Consider the following 19709-nt stretch of genomic DNA (forward strand, 5'->3'; position numbering starts at 1 on the left):
GCGAAAAGGTGTATGGCAATGCGTTCAGGGCGGCAACCCTATGGGTTGAAGGTGTGACAAGTTCACTCTACCTATCGTAACGTCAACTCGGGTTGCCTTCCGACGTGACGCGAAGTCGTCAGATTACCCTAGCCAAAGACCTCGCCCCCCGGCTTCGCCGCGTCTTTCAGCAGATCAAAAGCATACTGAGCGACAGAGCGAAAGCAAACCAGAACCGCTGTCTCATCATCCTCCAGATAAAACGCAGCAGGGATCTGGGCAATCCGTGTACGGCGCAACATACCGGGCTGCATGACCGAGGTGTCGGCAGGCGTCAGTTTGGCGATCACCTCGCGGCAGACTGCGCCTTTTACGCGGTACACAGCACGCGCGTCGGACACGTTGACGACCAGCGCGTGCTCTTTCGCCAGCGATTTGCTGGCAGCCTCGACAACGTCGGCAGCTTTCGCGTGATCGACGATCAACAACAGCTCGTCCGGCGACATCCAGCCTGCGCGACCCTTCGCGCCTTCGGTAATCTGGCCCTGCCCCGGCATCTCAGCGCCGGTGGCGGTCTTGACCGTCTTGGCGACACCTTCCGACGACAGATCGCCGCGCAGGGTGATCATGCCGACCAATCCGGCTTCTTCGACCTTGCAATAGCCGTCAAAGCTTGCACCTTGAAGTGCGGAAACAGCATTAGACATTCTGCTTCTCCCCGTCCTTGTCATAGAAGACCGGATCACAAATCCGCGCCTTAATCACCGTGTTGGACCCATCGACCGTCGGGAAATCCAAGACTTCGCCCATCCGGTCGGGACCGTGTTTCACAAGCCCCATCGCGATGCCCTTTTTCAACGTCGGCGAATAATAGGTCGAGGTCACGCGCCCAATCATGTTGCGCTGGCCGTAATCGTTGTTGCCTTCCGCGACCGCGTAAGCCCCATCCGGCAGGACCGAACCGTCCAGCGTTTCCAAGCCGACCAACTTCCAGCGATCCGGGTCTGTCATATGGCTACGAAGCTGAGCGCGCTTGCCAAGAAAGTCCTCTTTCTTCTTCGAGATCGCCCAGTTCAGCCCCAGATCCTGCGGGATCACGGTGCCGTCGGTTTCGTCCCCAATCATGATAAAGCCCTTCTCGGCCCGCATGATGTGCAAACACTCAGTACCATACGGCATGACGCCAAATTCCTCTCCGGCCTCAAGAAGCGCATCCCAGAAGGCGCGGCCCTGGCTGGCAGGGACGGCGATTTCGTACGACAGCTCGCCCGAGAATGAGATGCGATAGACGCGCGCATCGAACGCGCCGATCTTGCCGTCTTTCCACTGCATGAAGGGCAGCGTTTCCTTGGACACATCCATCCCGCCCAACTTTTCCAACAGCTTGCGCGCGTTGGGGCCGACCACGGCGACCTGCGCCAGTTGTTCGGTGATGTTTGCGACGTAGACTTTCCAGTCCCACCATTCAGTTTGCAGCCATTCCTCCATCCACGCGTGGATGCGATCTGCGCCGCCCGAGGTGGTGTGGCAAAGCCACGTGTCCTCGTCGATCCGGGCAACAACGCCATCGTCCGACAGGAACCCGTTTTCCGAGCACATCAGACCATAGCGGCATTTGCCAACTGCCAAGTTCGACATCATGTTGGTGTACATCATGTCCAGAAACTTGCCCGCATCCGACCCCTTCACGATCAGCTTGCCAAGCGTGGACGCATCCAGCAGCCCAAGCTTTTCGCGAGTGTTCAACACCTCGCGATGAACGGCTTGCTCATTGGTCTCGCCCGGTTTGGCATAGCAATAGGGGCGACGCCAATGGCCGACTGGTTCCATGTAAGCGCCAGCGTCTTCGTGCCACCCGTGCATCGGCGTGCGACGGAGCGGCTGGAAGATCTCGTGACGCGCTTCGCCTGCAATCGCACCGAAGCTGATCGGCGTGTAGGGCGGGCGGAAAGTGGTGGTACCGGTCGCCGGAATGGGTTGACCCAATGCATCAGAAAGCACCGCCAAGCCATTGATATTAGATAGCTTTCCTTGATCCGTCGCCATGCCCAACGTGGTGTAACGCTTGGTGTGCTCGACGCTTTCGTATCCTTCGCGCGCGGCCAGTTGCACGTCTGACACCTTCACGTCGTTCTGATAATCCAGCCACATCTTCATGCGCTTCTGGTAGCCTGCGCCCTGCGGCATGATCCAGACGGGCGCCATTGGTTGAGTGCTCTCTGCATCAGCCTTGGGGCCAGCCTTGCGCACGGCTTTGCCGCCCGCCGCTTTCGCGGCTTGCTTGCCTGCTTCATAGGCGTCCGACAGCACATCAGCTAAACTCATCGCACCCGACGCGGCACCTGCGGTGACCACAAAGGGTTGGCCATCATGGCCCGTGGGCGCGCGGTCAGGATCGGGGCGGAAATGCGACTGCGCCTCGTCCCAGATCAGTTTGCCGCCGCAATGCGACCAAAGGTGCACGACAGGCGACCAGCCGCCCGACATAGCGACCGCGTCACAAGCGATATCTTCGACAGCTGAGCCTTCGCCTGCCTGCGAGCAGATCGAAACGCCCGTCACGCGCTTGCCGCCGTTCACCTTGGCAATTGCTTTGCCGACCTCGACACGAATGCCAGCGGCGCGGGCAGCCTCTGCCAGCGGACCGTTGGAGCTTTCGCGCGCGTCCAGAATGATCGGCACGTCCAGCCCGGCCTCTTTCAACACAAGGGCGGTGCGATAGGCATCGTCATTGTTGGTCACAACCACGGTGCGGTCGCCCACCGACACGCCCCAGTTCACGGCGTAATCACGCACGGCAGCCGCCAGCATGACACCCGGAATGTCGTTGCCTGCAAAGGACAACGGGCGTTCGATCGACCCTGTCGCGGTGACGATCTGCTGTGCACGGATGCGCCACAGGCGATGGCGCGGGCGGTCATCGCCCGGCGTGTGATCCGCCACACGTTCATAGCCAAGCGCATAGCCGTGATCGTAAACGCCCGAGCCCATCATGCGGGTGCGCAGGGTGACGTTGTCCATGCCTTCAAGCTCGGCCAGGGTCGCGGCGATCCAGTCATCGGGCGACTGCCCGTCAATCTCGCCACCATCCACCGGGGCACGACCGCCCCAATGGTGCGTCTGCTCCATCACCAGCACTTTCGCGCCCGACCGACCCGCGGCCAGAGCGGCAGCCAGACCGGCGACACCGCCACCGATCACCAGCACATCAGTGTGGTGATAGAAATGCTCGTAACGATCCACGTCAGCCTCGGTCGGGACTTTGCCCAGACCGGCGGATTTACGGATGATCGGCTCAAACACGTGCTTCCACGCGGGCGCGGGCGCCATAAACGTCTTGTAATAGAACCCTGCCGGCAGGAAACGCGCGGCGTAGTTGTTGATCACGCCCACGTCGAACTCAAGGCTCGGCCAGTGGTTTTGCGAGGTGCAGGCGAGGCCGTCAAACAGCTCGGTCGTGGTGACGCGCTGGTTGGGTTCGAAACGCCCGCCCTGCCCCATGTTTACAAGCGCATTGGGCTCTTCCGCGCCGCTGGCGACGATGCCGCGCGGGCGGTGGTATTTGAACGACCGGCCGACCAGCATCTGGTCTTCGCCCAGAAGGGCCGCAGCCAGCGTGTCCCCCTCATACCCCTTCATGCGTTTGCCGTTGAAGGTGAAATTCTTCGGTTTGGTGCGGTCGATCAGGCGACCGCCCTTTGCCAGACGGGTGCTCATTTCAAGCCCTCCCACTCGGGATGTTTCTTTTTAACCGCGTTGATGATCGCCTTGGGCGGCTCATAGGTCTGGGCGGAATAGGTGCCGTAAACCTCAAGCGTCATCGTGTTGCGCGCCGCGTGGAACCACTTGCCGCAACCCGACACATGCCGCCAGCGTTCAAAGTGAACGCCTTTAGGGTTCGCGCGGTGGAACAAATAGGTCTGAAAATCTTCATCGGACGAGCCGGGGCCATAGCGCTTCAGATGCGCCTCGCCTCCGCCATGCAGGTCCGTTTCATCGGCCATCACGCCGCAATAGGGGCATTCAAGGATCAGCATGGCTGCACCTCATAGTTGCAATGCGCGCCTGCATATGCAGGAATTACGCTATGGTAGATTTTCTGATTTCCGTCTCGCCATTGGCGCTGATTGTGGTTCTCGCCTTTTTCTTGGTTCGACGTGGTAGGAACCTTGACCCACATGGAGACGACCCACCGTATAACGGCGGATAACGAACTCGGTTTTCCGTACTGAGCAACCATCAGTGAGCCACCCCCGCAGCCACGCTTTCATCGATGAAGCGTCCTTCGGTGAAGCGGTTCAGGCCGAATTCGCTGGCCAAGGCGCCGGGTTCGCCCTTGGCGACGGTTTCGGCCATGGCCCAGCCCGACCCGGGAATCGCCTTGAAGCCGCCAGTGCCCCAACCACAGTTGATGAAGCAGTTGCCCAAAGGCGTTTTGCCGATGATGGGCGAGCGGTCGCCGGTCACGTCCACAATACCGCCCCATTGGCGCAACATTTTCAGTCGCGAGATGATCGGGAACGTCTCGACCAAGGCCCGCACGGTTTCTTCCACATGGTGGAACGATCCGCGTTGGGTGTAGTTGTTATACCCGTCTGTGCCGCCACCGATGACCAGCTCGCCCTTGTCGGACTGCGACATGTAACCGTGCACGGTGTTGGCCATCACAACCACGTCGATGCAAGGCTTGATCGGCTCGGACACCAGCGCTTGCAGCGCGACGCTTTCCATCGGCAAACGGAAGCCTGCCATATCGGCCAGATGGCTTGCGTTTCCGGCCACAAGCATGGCCAGCTTGTCGCAATCAATCTGACCATGCGTGGTGTCGACGCCCGTGACCTTGCCGCCCGATTGACGCACCCCTGTCACTTCGCATTTCTGTATGATGTCCATGCCCATGTCTGAACACGCCCGCGCGTAACCCCACGCCACCGCATCGTGACGCGCGGTCCCTGCACGGGCCTGCCACAGCGCACCCAGAACGGGATAGCGCGGGCCGTTAATGTTCATGATCGGCACAAGTTCCTTCACGCGCTCGGGCGAAATGAACTCGGTCTTGACGCCTTGCAGCGCGTTGGCATGCGCCGTGCGCACATATCCACGCACCTCGCTTTCGGTTTGGGCCAGCATCATGACGCCACGCGGGCTGAACATGACGTTATAGTTCAGGTCCTGGCTCATCGTCTCGTATAGCGAACGCGCCTTTTCATAGATCGCGGCCGAGGGATCCTGCAGATAGTTCGACCGGATGATCGTGGTGTTACGGCCCGTATTGCCGCCACCCAGCCAGCCCTTTTCGATGATCGCCACATTGGTGATCCCGAAATTCTTGCCCAGATAAAAGGCAGTGGCCAACCCGTGGCCGCCCGCGCCCACGATGACGACATCGTATTTTTTCTTCGGCTTGGGGGACGCCCACGCGCGCTCCCATCCCTGGTGATAACGCGCAGCCTCGCGCGCAATGGCAAATGCAGAATAACGTCGCATACGATTCCCCTGTTGGGTCCACGGTTCATGTCGGTTTTATAACTAAGCGACGTTTCCGAACGACATTCCAGCGTCATATGAAATGAAAAAGACGACATGTATGATTATTTGCACGTTCACGCGGCATCGTGATTGTCGCACCTGATCATTAAGGGTTTTGCCCGCCCCCATTGCACATTACATGAGGGGAAACCTAAGCACGCGGAGGAAACATGGTTTTCTGGCTGATCATCGGGGCGCTGACCCTTGCCACCATTCTGGTTTTGGCGCGGCAAATGCTGCGCTCCCGCGACGCTGCCGTCCCGACAAAGGGTGACACGACCCGGATGAGTTCCGACATGAAGGTCTATCGTGACCAGCTTAGTGAACTGGATCGCGATGTTGCGCGTGGCACAGTGACGGCCCAGGATGCGGACCGAGCACGTTTAGAGATCTCGCGCCGCCTGCTTGAAGCAGACAAAGCAGCGCAAGCCAAATCCCGACCCACCGATGCCCCGCAAAGTGTGAGCCGTCTGGTGATTGCCTTCTGTGCGATCCTGCTGGCAGGCGGTGCATTCGGTGTTTACTGGGGGCTTGGCTCGCCGGGGTATCAAGATCTGGGCCGCGAAAAGCGCATCGCCCTAAGTCAGGAAATGCGCGAAAGCCGACCCAGCCAGGCCGAGGTCGAAGCAGAAATGCCACCATGGCCCGGCCCCCCGATCGAAGCGCCGGCAGACTATCTTGAACTGATTCAAGGTTTGCGTGATGCCGTGGCCGATCGGCCTGATGACGTTCGGGGGCTGGATCTTCTTGCGCAACATGAAGCCGCCCTTGGCAACATGGTTGCGGCACATAAGGCGATGAGACATTTGCTTGAGATTAAAGGCGAAAACGCGACAGCGGATGATTTCGTCCGTCAAGCCGATTTGCTGGTCAATGCAGCGGGCGGATTTATCTCGCCCGAGGCGGAGGACATGCTTAGAAACGCGCTTGAACGGGATCCAAATCACCAGTTGGCACGCTATTATACCGGCTTGATGTTTGCTCAGAACGGTCGCCCCGACATGGGCTTTCGCCTGTGGCGCGGGTTGCTGGAAGAAGGCCCGGCGACGGCCATCTGGTGGACGTCAGTGCGCTCGCAAATCGGCAGCCTCGCGGCACATGCGGGTGTTGATTACACCCCGCCAGACACGCCCATCCGTCCGGCGATGCCAAACCTGACCGGCCCCAACGCCGATGACATCGAAGCAGCACAAGAGATGACCGAGGAAGACCGAACAGCGATGATCAAGGGGATGATCGACCAGCTTTCCGAGCGTCTGGCCTCCGAAGGCGGCACGCCAGAAGAATGGGCGCGCTTGATCAGCGTGCTTGGCGTCGTCGGCGATACAGAGCGCGCCGCTGCCATCTGGGACGAAGCTCAAACGCTGTTCAATGACCATCCCGATGCAATGGCCACCGTTCGCGCAGCCGCCGAACAGGCTGGGGTTGCCCCGTGATTTTTGAAACCGTCGAGGAGTTCGCCACCGCCCTGCCTCCCATGTCGGCACTTGCCGGGCTGGACCTTGGCACCAAAACCATCGGTGTGGCGGTCTCTGACAGAACGCGGCAGATTTCGACCCCGCTGGAAACGATCAAGCGCACCAAGTTCACCGCCGATGCGGCCAGATTGCTGACAATCGCCAAGGATCGCGACCTCGGCGGGTTGATCCTTGGCCTACCCCGCAACATGGATGGTAGCGAAGGGCCACGCGCCCAATCCACCCGTGCGTTTGCCCGCAACCTTGAGAGACTGACAGACGTGCCAATCACCTTTTGGGATGAACGCCTTTCCACGGTTGCTGCCGAACGCGTGTTGCTTGAGGCGGATACGTCCAGAAAGCGTCGCGCCGAAGTGATCGACCATGTCGCCGCAGGGTATATCCTGCAAGGTGTATTGGACCGAATGAGGCATCTATAATGTCGGACGACATCTGGAAACGGGACGAGGTCGAAAGCCCCTGCGTCAACATTTGCGTCGTCCATCCGATCGCGCGGATCTGCACAGGGTGTTACCGCTCGATTGACGAGATCACCGCCTGGTCTCGCCTGTCACCTGACGCACGCCGCGCCGTGTTGAAAGACCTGCCGGACCGCAAGGTGGAACTAACCAAACGGCGTGGTGGACGTAAATCGCGGATTGGGAAGAGCTGAACCCGCTCTCTACAACGTGAAATGGCGCGATGAAAATTGCGGTTAGGATCAAGGCAAAAGGACGCCTGATGACCACATTTCTTCGCTATTCCGTTGGCACAATCGCACTGCTTGTAACGCTTCCAGCGCTAGCTGAAGACTGGAAGACGAGACCCGGAGATACCCGACTGGGGCACGCCGAACTAACCGATAAGTTATCGGGTCAAACCCTGACCTTCTATGATGGCGCCACGTCAGTGTTCAATCTGGACGGGACCTATTCCTATACCTATGGCGGCGGTGGAACATGGCTGGGCGGCTATAAGGTCGGCACCGATAGCACAGCCTGTGTGGAGTTCGTCACGGGAGTGTCGCGCTGTGATCTGTATATTATGAACCACGATCAGCTTGTTCTGATCACGAAAGACGGATTACGCTTTCCTGTCCAGTCGATCGCAAGACACTAGCCCCCGTGGCCTGTCTCGACACTTGGAAAAGGGGCGTTGCCCCTCGCACCATGGGTGCTCACCCCGGATATTTTCAGCCAGAAGAAAGACGAAACTGGCGCGCCACCTCGACCGTTGACCAAGGGCTTGGCATACTTATCTCTTTGAATTTCTGGTATTGGACAGACCGGTTTAGCCCACCGAGCTTCTTCTGGCTGAAAATATCCTGGGGGTGAGAGCCGTGGGCTCGAGGGGGCAACGCCCCCTGTTTACTCCGCCGCCTCTTCAGACTGCAGATCGAGTTCCGCGGCACGCTTCTCAACCAGTTCAACGATATGGTCGACCATCTTTTCATTGTCGAGCTTATGGTCCTGTTTGCCCGCCAGATACACCATGCCAGACCCGGCACCACCACCGGTAAAGCCGACATCGGTCATCAATGCTTCGCCCGGACCGTTCACCACGCATCCAATAATAGACAAGCTCATCGGGGTATGGATATGCGCAAGGCGTTCTTCCAACGTCGCGACGGTTTTGATCACATCAAACCCCTGCCGCGCACAGGACGGGCAGGAAATAATGTTGACCCCGCGGTGGCGCAAGCCAAGGCTCTTCAAAATCTCAAAGCCCACCTTAACCTCTTCGACTGGGTCGGCGGACAAGCTGACACGGATCGTATCGCCGATCCCGGCCCACAGCAGGTTGCCAAGGCCGATTGCGCTTTTGATCGTGCCAGACACAAAGCCGCCAGCTTCGGTGATCCCCAGATGGATCGGAGCATCCGTCGCTTCGGCGATACCGTGATAGGCCGCAGCCGACAGAAAAACGTCTGAGGCTTTCACACTGATCTTGTAGTCGCGGAAGTCATTGTCTTCCAGAATGCGAATATGCTCGAGCCCGCTTTCGACCATCGCCTCGGGGCAAGGTTCACCATATTTTTCAAGCAGATGCTTTTCAAGCGAGCCCGCGTTGACCCCAATTCGGATTGAGCAGCCGTGATCTTTTGCGGCCTTGATCACTTCACGCACACGGGTCTCATCGCCAATATTACCGGGGTTGATGCGCAAGCAGGCCGCGCCAGCTTCAGCTGCTTCGATGGCGCGCTTATAGTGGAAATGGATATCTGCCACGATCGGCACCGGGCTTTCGGCGGTGATTTCCTTCAAGGCGGTTGTCGATGCCACATCCGGGCAGGAAATGCGCACGATATCGGCACCAGCCTCGGCCGCAGCCATCACTTGGGCCAACGTCGCCTTAACGTCAGAACTGTCGGTGTTCGTCATGGTTTGCACGGCAATGGGTGCCCCGCCGCCCACCGGCACGTTGCCGACCATAACCTGCCGCGATTGACGACGTTCTATATCACGCCAAGGACGGATTGGATTGTGAGACATGGGATCACTCTTTCGCCGATAGGTTTGCGGCTAGGGATAGCGCGCGCGCGACGCGGCGACAAGCACGCAAGGCCTATATGCGCGGGCAATTGGAAACGAGTTTACTGAGAAAGGCTCAGCTCGGCCACATAGGTCGCCAGATCGGCGTCAGCTGCCAGATCGGCAAGGGCAAAGACCTCGGTCAGGGCATCCTGCGACAACGCAACGTTTTTCACGACGGACGGGCCATCACCCGATGGACCATAGGCGGTGCCATTCACAGCGAAATAGACGGATCCCGCATTGCCCGTGCGCATAACAGGTGCTTGTTCGGTTTTGGGCAGCACATAATGTTCGCCCGCATCCAATATCTTTTCGAAGATAACGGTTCCATCTGCGGACTGAATACGCACCCAAGATGGACGCACCGCAAAAACGGCGACTTCGGCAGCTTCCGCGCCCAATACCTGTACCGCGCGAGCAGCCGTTTCGGCATTGCCCTCTACGGTCGGGGCAATGACGTTCGCCGCGAGTCTTTGCGTATCACGAGATGCAATCGCATCGTCGGTTCGGGACGACCCAAAGGACACAGGTGCCAGGCCCAGATCAGGCGCAGTTACACCGGCCAAAACTCCAACGCTGGCCGGGTCAAGTGTTGAGATCGGTGCATCCCGATGGGTCAACACCGGCACCTCCAACGCCTGAGGGCGATAGAGTCGATCCAGTGCTTCTGCAGACGGAGGTTGGGACAGACCCACACCCGCATGGGCCATGACCTCGGTGTCATTTTCGCTTTGGAAGCTAGAAGGGCCACCCCCCACATCGGGCAATTCAGCAAGCACACCGGGCGTTTGTTCAATTGGCGCGAAATCAACGCGTTGAATTTCCTGCAACACAGACCATCCGCCAAAGCCGAGAAGACCGATCAGCGCCGCCAATACAGCCACGGATCCAACCGCGCCGGGTTCGATCCCTGCAAAGATACTTTCCGTCTGGGGCACCCAGCTGGCATTGGGATTGGCCAGAGGATCGCCACTGTGATCGGTCCGTTTCGCAACCTTTTTGGGTTTATCCAACTGGCTCGAGGCACTCGCGGACAATCCATGGGCCGTTGTGAAACCGCTTTCCTTGCAGAACGTCTTGTAAGCCCATTCCGGATCCATCCCCAGATACCGGGCATAGGACCGGACATATCCTGCGATAAAGCCCTGCGTTTCAAAAGCGGACACATCGGCATTTTCGATGGCAGCAATATAGGTGGCTTTGATCTTCAATTCGCGCTGGACGTCCAACAGCGATTTGCCAAGCGTGGCGCGTTCACCCCGCATGACATCGCCAAGTCGCAGATCAAAGGAATCAAAACCGGTTGGCTTTTCTTCTTCCTCGACCCGAGACGTGTTCCAACGCCCGATCATCCAGCTGCTCCTCGTGCCTCATGTGTCCCAAATGAAGCCATCGATTCGTCATCGTTGCCTTCGCTAATGGAAAGGTAACACATTCTCACAAAATGTGCAGTCTGTGATTGGAGTTAAGCTGAGAGCTCGGCGCGATTTAGCTCACAATGCGACCAGAGCTGATCGAGGGCATTGATCAGGGCATCCATTTCCTTCGAGCCATGGACTGGCGACGGGGTAAACCGCAACCGTTCAGTCCCGCGTGGGACCGTGGGAAAATTGATGGGTTGCACATAAATTCCAAAGTTTTCCAACAACATATCGGATAGCTGCTTGGTGTGAACCGGATCCCCGACGATCAGAGGAACGATATGCGAATCATGGTCGATGATAGGCAGTCCGAGGGCTTTCAAGCGGGTTTTCAGAATCTTGGCCTGGGTCTGATGCGCGTCACGCAAAGCCTGATCAACCTTCAGATGCTTGACAGACGCAGCAGCACCCGCCGCCACAGCGGGGGGCAGCGAAGTTGTGAAGATGAAACCGGGCGCATAAGAGCGCACAGCGTCACACATTTTCGCGGAGGCCGCGATATAGCCGCCCATCACGCCATAGGCCTTTGCCAGGGTGCCGTTGATGATGTCGATCCGGTGCGCAAGGTTGTCACGTTCTGCCACGCCTGCCCCGCGCGGGCCATACATGCCCACCGCGTGCACTTCGTCGATATAGGTCAGGGCATCGAACTCGTCCGCCAGATCACAAAGCGCTTCGATCGGGCCGAAATCGCCGTCCATCGAATAGACACTTTCAAACGCGATCAGCTTCGGGGCGGCGGGATCATCGGCCTCAAGCAATTCACGCAGATGGGCAACGTCGTTGTGGCGGAAAATGCGCTTGGCACCGCCATTGCGGCGCACCCCTTCGATCATCGAAGCATGATTCAATGCGTCAGAGTAGATGATCAATCCCGGAAACAGCTTGGGCAATGTCGACAAAGTCGCGTCGTTGGCGATGTAGGCCGAGGTGAAGATCAGCGCGTCTTCCTTCTGGTGAAGATCCGCGATCTCGGCTTCCAGGCGTTTGTGATAGACCGTGGTGCCCGAGATATTTCGGGTTCCGCCAGAACCTGCGCCGGTGGCTTCGATCGCTTCGTGCATGGCATCACGCACTGCAGGGTGCTGCCCCATGCCCAGATAATCGTTGCCGCACCAAACGGTAACGGGCGCTTCGGTGCCATCGGGTTTCTTCCAGGTGGCGTGGGGAAACTGGCCTTGGCAGCGTTCAATTTCGATGAACGTGCGATAGCGGCCTTCGTCATGCAGGCGCTGCAGCGCCACATCAAGCTCATGATTATAGTCCAAGGTTCCCTCCTGGCCGGTCTGATCCTGTTCGTTCGCTCAACATACAGAGTATCACCTCACAAACATATTCAAAAATTGGATATGTTTTTCCCTGAACGTCGCTGTGTGCCGTGTTAACGGTTTGAGGCCGGGTTTTACATTGATCCATCTCAAACGGAACCCTTTTTGGGATCTCCGCGACACTACGCCCCCTTTTCCGCACGGGGTGGACAGTGCCTGACGGGCTGGTAGGGTCAGCGCCGACAACATACAAACTTGGAGCTTTCCATGACGCTCGACCCTGTTCTGGACCGCATTGACGCCGACCTTCCTGACGCCATCGACCGCCTTCTTGCGCTTCTGCGCATCCCGTCCATCTCGACCGATCCGGCTTATGCCGTAGAATGCCAGAAAGCAGCAGATTGGCTGGTGAACGATCTGAAAACCATTGGATTTCAAGCCGATAAACGGCAGACGCCGGGCCACCCGATGGTCGTGGCGCATGCAGATGGCCCTGCAGATGCGCCGCATCTGATGTTCTATGGGCATTATGACGTGCAGCCCGTTGACCCGCTGGAGCTGTGGGACACGCCGCCGTTTGAACCCGCCCTTGAAGACACGCCAGCGGGCAAGGTGATCCGGGGTCGCGGATCGTCCGATGACAAGGGCCAATTGATGACCTTTGTCGAAGCCTGTCGCGCATGGATCGCCGTCCACGGCAGCCTGCCCGCGCGCGTTTCGCTGTTTTTTGAAGGTGAAGAAGAATCGGGTTCGCCGTCTCTGATCCCCTTCATGGAGGAAAACCGCGACGAGCTGACCACCGATATTGCATTGATCTGTGACACCGGGCTTTTCGAATCAAAAACACCTGCGATCATCACCCAGTTGCGCGGCATGAGCTGCGAGGATTTCACCATCACCGGCCCTGACCGCGACCTGCATTCGGGCATGTATGGCGGCATCGCGATGAATCCCATCCGTATCCTGACCCGTGCTTTGGCTGATCTGCATGATGACACAGGACGCATCACCCTGCCCGGCTTTTATAACGGGGTCGAGGAGCTGTCGGACGAAATACGCGCCCAGTGGCAGGGGTTGGGCTTTGACCACGCCGCCTTCCTAGGCGATGTTGGTTTGAAACATCCGGCAGGAGAACAAGACCGCATGCCGATCGAAATGCTGTGGTCGCGGCCAACCTGCGATGTGAACGGTATCTGGGGTGGCTATACCGGCGACGGGTTCAAGACCGTACTGCCCAGCAAGGCATCGGCCAAGGTCAGCTTCCGGCTGGTGGGCAAACAAGACCCCGACGCGATCCGCAAAACCTTCCGTGCTTATCTGGAAAAGCGCCTGCCCGAAGGTTTCACCATTGAATACCGCACCGAGAAAGGCTCGCCCGCTGCGCAGGTATCCACCGACAACCCGATGTTCGAACAAGCACGCAAGGCGCTGAGCGAAGAATGGGGTATGCCGGCAGCCTTTGCCGGTTGCGGCGGCTCGATCCCGATTGCAGGCTATTTCAAGGATATACTGGGCGTTGACGCAATGCTGATCGGCTTTGGCAAAGATGACGACAACATTCACAGCCCGAACGAAAAATACGATCTGGAAAGTTTCCATAAAGGCATTCGCAGTTGGGCGCGCATCTTGGCAAAACTGTCCTGAACACGCTGGTCCGGTATCCTGCGTACCGGGCCAGCCCTATCCCTCGCGGGAGGTCGGACCCGACCGAAGGTGTCGCACGATCTTGATCAACAAGATCACCCACGGCCCACCATGCATCACAAGATCAAGTATATCGAGCGGACGCACCAATGTGCCGGATAACAGCATCACCAGCTTTTCCCAGATATGCGGTGGCGCAAATGGGGCTAGGCCGATGGTCAGGCAGAAAATGACGACGGTCAAAAAAGGAATATTGTCAAAAATCGACATCAACAGCCCCTTTTGCCAAACCGGTCGCAATCTTGGTGTCTTGCGATCAACGCGGACAGGCTATCGCCGAAAACTCAGGATGAATATGTGGTGAAGTGGCGCGGTTGACGGGGCTCGAACCCGCGACCCCCGGCGTGACAGGCCGGTACTCTAACCAACTGAGCTACAACCGCGCGTGGCGGCGTGAATACAGTGGGCATGATGGACCGTCAATGGGCAAATCACACGATGCGGCTGGTTGGTTTACGGGTAAGTAGACAGGCTTGAACGGTGGGCTAAAAACGAAGAAACCCCGCCAATGGCGGGGCGTCTTTCAGGCAGTGGTGGCGCGGTTGACGGGGCTCGAACCCGCGACCCCCGGCGTGACAGGCCGGTACTCTAACCAACTGAGCTACAACCGCTCACTGCCAGCCTTTCGGCTTGTTCGGGCGTTCTAGGCTGCAGGCCCAAGGGCGTCAAGCGGCCAATTCAGTTTTTCCGGATTATTTTTCGATGGTCCGGTGTCCATGTCGGGCGGACAGGTGAAATATGATACCCTGACCGCCGGGCAAGTCCAGCATGTCATGTTCGTTCAACCCCAACCAACGGGCCCGAAGCACTCGCGACAGAATGCCGTGGGTGAATATGACCGCCGGTCCGGACAGATCAGCCAAAAACGCATCGGCCCTGCGCTCAAGATCCAGATAGGTCTCGCCGCCCGGTGACATGAAGTGCCAGTTCAACGGATCGTTTTCAGCGATCACAGAAAGCTGGGGCCAACCAGCATGGATCTGGGATTGAGTCAGACCTTCCCACGCGCCAAACGCAACTTCACATAAGCGCGCATCTTGGGTCAGAGGCCAACCCAGCGGCTTCAGCGACAACTCGGCAGTTTGAAGCGCCCTGCCTTGCGGAGAACTAAAGGCTTGCACGTCCTGCCGTTCAGCCAAAATCTGCTGCAGGATCACGCCCATATCACGGGCTTGCTGGCATCCCAGTTCGGTCAGGGGCGAATCCAATCGTCCTTGATGCCGCCGCGCCAAGTTCCACTCTGTCTGGCCATGGCGAATGACAAACAACTCTGGGTATCGGCTATGCATGAGGATCTGTTCCCTTCTGCTCGCTCAACCTAACCGACCTGAGTGATCTGGCAAGGATTCTTGGATATGAACGAGGGGGAATGGTGGGTCGTGAGAGGCTCGAACTCCCGACATCTTCGGTGTAAACGAAGCGCTCTACCAACTGAGCTAACGACCCGATGGGCTGCTAATAGCCTTGGCAAACCGGGGATTGCAAGTGCGGTTTTCATTATGGGTTAAAAATTTTTTGTCCCCCTCGGCCAGCGACCGACAATATACGAATTGCACACAGGCAACCCAGCGCCAAATGGTTGCACTTTGCCCTACGTAACGTATGGTGCCTGAATTCCACCAGTGAGGACCCTGAACATGTCGGCCCCTGTCGTTCCTAAAGGCGTTGCCCATGTTGCCATTGATGCACCCGACAGTCCCGAACCGATTGTGTTTGTTCTGTTGCCCAACCTGTCGATGTTGGCTTTTACATCCGCCATCGAACCGTTGCGCATCGCAAACCAGCTGACCGGACAAAGCCTGTATTCCTGGACCACCATGTCTGAGGACGGTCAGAATGTGCGCTGCTCCAACGGGATCGAGATCGGCATTGATCGCGCTTTGGGGGACACGCCGGGCGACTGTCGTATCTTCGTTTGTTCAGGCGTGCAACCCGAGCTTTCGACTAGCAGCAAAGTCGCGGACTGGACCCGCAAACAATGGCGCCTGGGGCGCACAGTCGGGGCCTTGTGCACCGGTACATATACGCTGGCCAAAGCGGGCATTCTGGCAGGACACAAGTTCACGCTGCATTGGGAAAACATTGCCCCCTTTCGCGAACATTTCCCGGATCTGAACCCGGTCGAGCAGCTTTATACGATGGACAACCGCGTTCTGACCTGCGGTGGCGGGTCGGCCGCCACGGATCTGTTTTTCAAGCTGATCTATGACACCCATGGGCCGGTTCTGGCGCAAGCCGTCCTGAACATGTGCCTGCACACAGTGCAGCGTTCGGAAACCGACCGCCAGCAAAGCTCCACCTCGGCATCGATCGGGGTACGCAATGACAAACTGGTACGCATTATCAACCATTTCGAAGAACATCTGGACGATCACATCAATCTGGACATCGTCACCGAAGAACTGGGCATATCACGGCGCCAGATGGAGCGTCTGTTTCGTCACTATCTGGACACCACACCCAAGAAATACCTACAAAACCTGCGTCTACAACGCGCACGAATTTTGCTGGCGGAAACCGACCTGGCGGTGGTCGATGTGGCCGTGGCATGCGGGTTTGAATCTGCCGCCTATTTCTCAAAACGGTTTCGCGAAGCGTTTGGTATGTCGCCGCACAAGTTTTCAACCGGTCACGTCTGACGACTTATACACAACTAAGTTGCGCGAAGTTTGTGTTACTTCCAAAACAAAACAAGAAGATTGGTGGGTGATAAGAGATTTGAACTCCTGACATCTTCGATGTGAACGAAGCGCTCTACCACTGAGCTAATCACCCGACGGGGCAGCTTTTAGCGTCAGTCATCAACCGGTGCAAGAGGGTCATCGACCTTGGCTGACATCTTATTGCGTCGGATTTTGCAAATCACAACATCCGCATCAGGCAAGGTCTTCTGACGGTTCACTTTCACCGTTCCCAGCGGAGGAATGCGCAACTTCTCTCCACGCACCAGGGCAGCGCCCAGCTCTTCTAACACAGCCTCATAGACATCGCGCACTTGAATTGGGCGAAGCTCGGTCCGTGCTGCAACACGCGCCAGCATCTCTTTCGTTTTTACCACTGGTTCAGAGGGCGCGGTTGGCTTGCTCTCATCTGGTTTGGAGGATTTGGACAGCGGCGCGACGGCCTCTTTTACAGCTTTGTCTGCGGATGCCGAACTGCGCATCGTTTTTGATTTAGATTTCGGACTTACGGCCATGAAAGGTCCCCTGTTTTTGGGTGGCGGCGTTTTTTGTTATTCTTCAAGGATAACGACGCGCCGAACGTCGCCTGAATGTGAAACGTGCGGACACTTGGCCCGCACGTTTTTTTACTTTACCACCAATCAATGTGCGATCGGGGGAGCACTTGGCGGATTCTTCGCCAGAGCGGCCGCTGCCGCCTCTTCTGCAGCTTCATCCCATTCGACCGGGACCGGCTTGCGCACCAAGGCGTGCTTCAAAACTTCGGACACGTGATTGACAGGTATGATTTCCAACCCTTCTTTCACATTGTCCGGAATTTCGCGCAGGTCTTTTTCATTCTCCTGCGGAATCAGCACTGTTTTGATGCCGCCACGCAATGCTGCCAACAGTTTTTCCTTCAAACCGCCAATAGCCAGTGCGTTGCCGCGCAGCGTAACCTCGCCCGTCATGGCGATGTCTTTTCTAACTGGAATACCCGTCAGAACAGACACGATAGACGTGACCATCGCCAACCCTGCCGACGGGCCATCCTTCGGCGTCGCGCCTTCCGGCACGTGCACGTGGATATCCCATTTTTCGAACTGGGGTGGCTTCACACCGATGTCCGGTGCAATCGAGCGGACATAGGAGCTTGCCGCGTCAATCGACTCTTTCATCACATCGCCCAGCTTGCCGGTGGTTTTCATCCGACCTTTGCCCGGCAGGCGCAATGCCTCGATCGACAGAAGATCGCCGCCCACGCTGGTCCAGGCCAAGCCCGTCACGACGCCGATCTGATCTTCCTGTTCGGCCAACCCATAACGATGTTTGCGTACACCCAGATAGTCATCCAGTGCGTCCGGGGTCACGTCGACCTTGTCGACTTCCTTTTTCACCAGCTTTGTCACGGCTTTACGAGCCAGTTTAGACAATTCGCGTTTCAGGTTACGCACACCCGCTTCGCGGGTGTAATATCGGATCATATCGGTCAAGGCGCTTTCCGACACCGAGAACTCATCCTTTTTCAGGCCGTGATCCTTGATCACCTCTGGCAGCAAGTGACGCGTCGCGATCTCGCGCTTTTCGTCCTCGGTGTAACCGGCCAACGGAATGATCTCCATCCGGTCCAGAAGCGGGCCGGGCATGTTGTAGGAGTTCGCGGTAGTCAGGAACATCACATTCGACAGGTCATATTCGACCTCAAGGTAGTGGTCGACGAAGGTCGAGTTCTGTTCCGGATCCAGCACCTCAAGCATCGCCGACGCCGGGTCGCCACGGAAATCCTGACCCATCTTGTCGATCTCGTCGAGCAGGATCAGCGGGTTCGTGGTTTTCGCCTTTTTCAGCGCCTGAATGATCTTGCCGGGCATAGAGCCGATATAGGTCCGGCGGTGGCCGCGGATCTCGGACTCATCACGCACGCCGCCCAGCGAGATGCGGATAAACTCGCGCCCCGTGGCTTTCGCAACAGATTTCCCAAGCGAGGTTTTACCCACACCCGGAGGGCCAACAAGGCACATGATCGGGCCTTTGAGCTTCTTCGAGCGCTGCTGAACCGCCAGATACTCGACGATCCGCTCTTTGACCTTCTCAAGCCCATAGTGATCAGCGTCGAGCACTTTTTGCGCGTTGTTCAAGTCTTTCTTAACGCGGCTTTTCGTACCCCATGGCAGTCCCAGCATCCAGTCAAGATAGTTGCGCACAACGGTCGCTTCAGCCGACATCGGCGACATGTTTTTAAGCTTCTTCAGCTCGGCATCTGCCTTTTCGCGCGCCTCTTGCGACAGTTTGGTAGCTTCGATCTTTTCTTCAAGCTCGGTCAGCTCGTTCTGACCTTCTTCGCCGTCGCCAAGCTCTTTCTGAATGGCCTTCATTTGCTCATTCAAATAGTACTCGCGCTGGGTGCGCTCCATCTGGCTTTTGACACGTGTCTTGATCTTTTTCTCGACCCGCAGCACGGACATTTCGCCCTGCATCAGGCCAAACACCTTCTCAAGCCGTTCGGACACGGTGAAGGTTTCCAGAAGTTCCTGTTTCTGATCCACTTCGACACCCAGATGACCAGCTACCAAATCGGCCAGCTTGTCTGGCGCGCGGGTTTCTGACACAGCGGCCAACGCTTCTTCGGGGATGTTTTTCTTGATCTTGGCGTAGCGTTCGAATTCCTCGCCAACCGAGCGCAAAAGCGCCTCGATCTCGCTGGCGTCACCGGGGCGTTCCTCGATGATTTCAGCGAAGGCTTCGAAATAGTCGGCATTGTCGACGTAATCGGTGATGCGCACACGCGACTGTCCTTCTACCAACACCTTTACAGTGCCGTCGGGCAGTTTCAAGAGTTGCAGCACATTGGCCAGCACACCCACATCATAGATGCCTTCCACGTCCGGCTCATCAACCGAAGGGTCGATCTGACTGGACAGAAGGATTTGTTTGTCATCTGCCATCACCTCTTCCAGCGCCCGGACGGATTTCTCGCGCCCGACAAACAGCGGCACGATCATGTGGGGAAAGACCACAATGTCACGCAGCGGCAGGACCGGGAAGGATTGGCTCAGTTGCTCACTCATAAGATTTCCTTGTTCTTGGCAAAGCGCCCTGCCCCAGTATCTTGGCAGCTGGGGCGCCTCCTGTTCGGATATTCAGATGGGGGTCGCAC

The 19709-nt window shown here is 57.6% G+C and carries 17 protein-coding genes and 4 tRNA genes; 6 read left to right on the forward strand and 15 right to left on the reverse strand.

What is annotated here, in order from left to right; translation table 11 throughout:
- Positions 1–128: 128 nt before the first annotated feature.
- From MWU51_RS08250 to MWU51_RS08265, 4 genes are all read right to left on the reverse strand, one after another.
- Entirely contained in the window at positions 129–686 is a 558-nt protein-coding gene (locus MWU51_RS08250; RefSeq protein WP_247036277.1) for a sarcosine oxidase subunit gamma family protein, read from the reverse strand.
- Positions 679–3696, reverse strand: a complete 3018-nt coding sequence (locus MWU51_RS08255) for a sarcosine oxidase subunit alpha family protein (RefSeq protein WP_247036278.1) — start codon at positions 3694–3696, stop codon at positions 679–681. The genes MWU51_RS08250 and MWU51_RS08255 overlap by 8 nt, the downstream gene beginning before the upstream one ends.
- On the reverse strand, positions 3693–4016 hold the full coding sequence (locus MWU51_RS08260; protein ID WP_247036280.1) for a sarcosine oxidase subunit delta: 324 nt from the start codon (positions 4014–4016) through the stop codon (positions 3693–3695). Before MWU51_RS08260 ends, MWU51_RS08255 begins: the two co-directional genes overlap by 4 nt.
- 202 nt (positions 4017–4218) lie before the next feature.
- Positions 4219–5466: a sarcosine oxidase subunit beta family protein gene (locus MWU51_RS08265; protein WP_247036282.1), complete on the reverse strand. Its 1248-nt coding sequence runs from the start codon at positions 5464–5466 to the stop codon at positions 4219–4221.
- A gap of 212 nt (positions 5467–5678) precedes the next feature.
- On the opposite strand from MWU51_RS08265, the gene ccmI reads away from it, so the two are divergent.
- The 4 genes from ccmI to MWU51_RS08285 all read left to right on the forward strand — a co-directional run bounded on the left by ccmI (position 5679) and on the right by MWU51_RS08285 (position 8084).
- Complete coding sequence (ccmI, locus tag MWU51_RS08270; protein ID WP_247036284.1) at positions 5679–6944, forward strand: c-type cytochrome biogenesis protein CcmI; 1266 nt, start codon at positions 5679–5681, stop codon at positions 6942–6944.
- Positions 6941–7405, forward strand: a complete 465-nt coding sequence (ruvX, locus tag MWU51_RS08275) for a Holliday junction resolvase RuvX (protein WP_247036286.1) — start codon at positions 6941–6943, stop codon at positions 7403–7405. Before ccmI ends, ruvX begins: the two co-directional genes overlap by 4 nt.
- On the forward strand, positions 7405–7638 hold the full coding sequence (locus MWU51_RS08280) for a DUF1289 domain-containing protein (RefSeq protein ID WP_247036288.1): 234 nt from the start codon (positions 7405–7407) through the stop codon (positions 7636–7638). The genes ruvX and MWU51_RS08280 overlap by 1 nt, the downstream gene beginning before the upstream one ends.
- A 68-nt stretch (positions 7639–7706) precedes the next feature.
- Positions 7707–8084, forward strand: a complete 378-nt coding sequence (locus MWU51_RS08285) for a hypothetical protein (RefSeq protein ID WP_247036290.1) — start codon at positions 7707–7709, stop codon at positions 8082–8084.
- Between the two features lie 248 nt (positions 8085–8332).
- Here the strand turns inward: MWU51_RS08285 and ispG are convergent, their stop codons facing one another.
- The 3 genes from ispG to hemA all read right to left on the reverse strand — a co-directional run bounded on the left by ispG (position 8333) and on the right by hemA (position 12188).
- Positions 8333–9457, reverse strand: coding sequence for a flavodoxin-dependent (E)-4-hydroxy-3-methylbut-2-enyl-diphosphate synthase (ispG, locus tag MWU51_RS08290; RefSeq protein ID WP_247036292.1), 1125 nt, complete (start codon positions 9455–9457; stop codon positions 8333–8335).
- A gap of 101 nt (positions 9458–9558) precedes the next feature.
- A complete protein-coding gene (locus tag MWU51_RS08295) occupies positions 9559–10851 on the reverse strand; it encodes a helix-turn-helix domain-containing protein (protein WP_247036294.1) in 1293 nt (430 codons plus the stop codon).
- Between the two features lie 113 nt (positions 10852–10964).
- Positions 10965–12188: a 5-aminolevulinate synthase gene (hemA, locus tag MWU51_RS08300; protein WP_247036302.1), complete on the reverse strand. Its 1224-nt coding sequence runs from the start codon at positions 12186–12188 to the stop codon at positions 10965–10967.
- A 267-nt stretch (positions 12189–12455) separates the two neighbouring features.
- Here hemA and MWU51_RS08305 point away from each other — a divergent pair, with 267 nt between their 5' ends.
- Entirely contained in the window at positions 12456–13832 is a 1377-nt protein-coding gene (locus MWU51_RS08305; RefSeq protein WP_247036305.1) for a M20/M25/M40 family metallo-hydrolase, read from the forward strand.
- 36 nt (positions 13833–13868) lie between these two features.
- Here the strand turns inward: MWU51_RS08305 and MWU51_RS08310 are convergent, their stop codons facing one another.
- From MWU51_RS08310 to MWU51_RS08330, 5 genes are all read right to left on the reverse strand, one after another.
- Entirely contained in the window at positions 13869–14102 is a 234-nt protein-coding gene (locus MWU51_RS08310) for an RND transporter (protein WP_247036306.1), read from the reverse strand.
- A gap of 96 nt (positions 14103–14198) precedes the next feature.
- A tRNA-Asp gene (locus tag MWU51_RS08315) sits at positions 14199–14275 on the reverse strand.
- Positions 14276–14426: 151 nt separating this feature from the next.
- Positions 14427–14503, reverse strand: a tRNA-Asp gene (locus MWU51_RS08320).
- Positions 14504–14584: 81 nt separating this feature from the next.
- The gene (locus MWU51_RS08325) at positions 14585–15181 is read right to left on the reverse strand and encodes a histidine phosphatase family protein (RefSeq protein WP_247036307.1); all 597 of its coding nucleotides are present in this window, start codon (positions 15179–15181) and stop codon (positions 14585–14587) included.
- An 81-nt stretch (positions 15182–15262) separates the two neighbouring features.
- Positions 15263–15338: transfer RNA gene (locus MWU51_RS08330), tRNA-Val, on the reverse strand.
- A 191-nt stretch (positions 15339–15529) separates the two neighbouring features.
- Between MWU51_RS08330 and MWU51_RS08335 the strand changes: the two genes are divergently transcribed.
- Entirely contained in the window at positions 15530–16531 is a 1002-nt protein-coding gene (locus MWU51_RS08335; RefSeq protein WP_247036308.1) for a GlxA family transcriptional regulator, read from the forward strand.
- 61 nt (positions 16532–16592) lie between these two features.
- Here the strand turns inward: MWU51_RS08335 and MWU51_RS08340 are convergent.
- The 3 genes from MWU51_RS08340 to lon form a co-directional block, all read right to left on the reverse strand.
- Positions 16593–16667 (reverse strand) — tRNA-Val (locus MWU51_RS08340).
- A 19-nt stretch (positions 16668–16686) separates the two neighbouring features.
- On the reverse strand, positions 16687–17088 hold the full coding sequence (locus MWU51_RS08345; RefSeq protein WP_247036309.1) for an HU family DNA-binding protein: 402 nt from the start codon (positions 17086–17088) through the stop codon (positions 16687–16689).
- 126 nt (positions 17089–17214) lie between these two features.
- Positions 17215–19620 carry an endopeptidase La gene (lon, locus tag MWU51_RS08350; protein WP_247036310.1) on the reverse strand — a complete coding sequence of 802 codons (2406 nt, stop codon included), beginning with the start codon at positions 19618–19620 and terminating at the stop codon, positions 17215–17217.
- Positions 19621–19709 lie beyond the last annotated feature (89 nt).

Source organism: Aliiroseovarius sp. F47248L (assembly GCF_023016085.1).
GTDB lineage: Bacteria > Pseudomonadota > Alphaproteobacteria > Rhodobacterales > Rhodobacteraceae > Aliiroseovarius.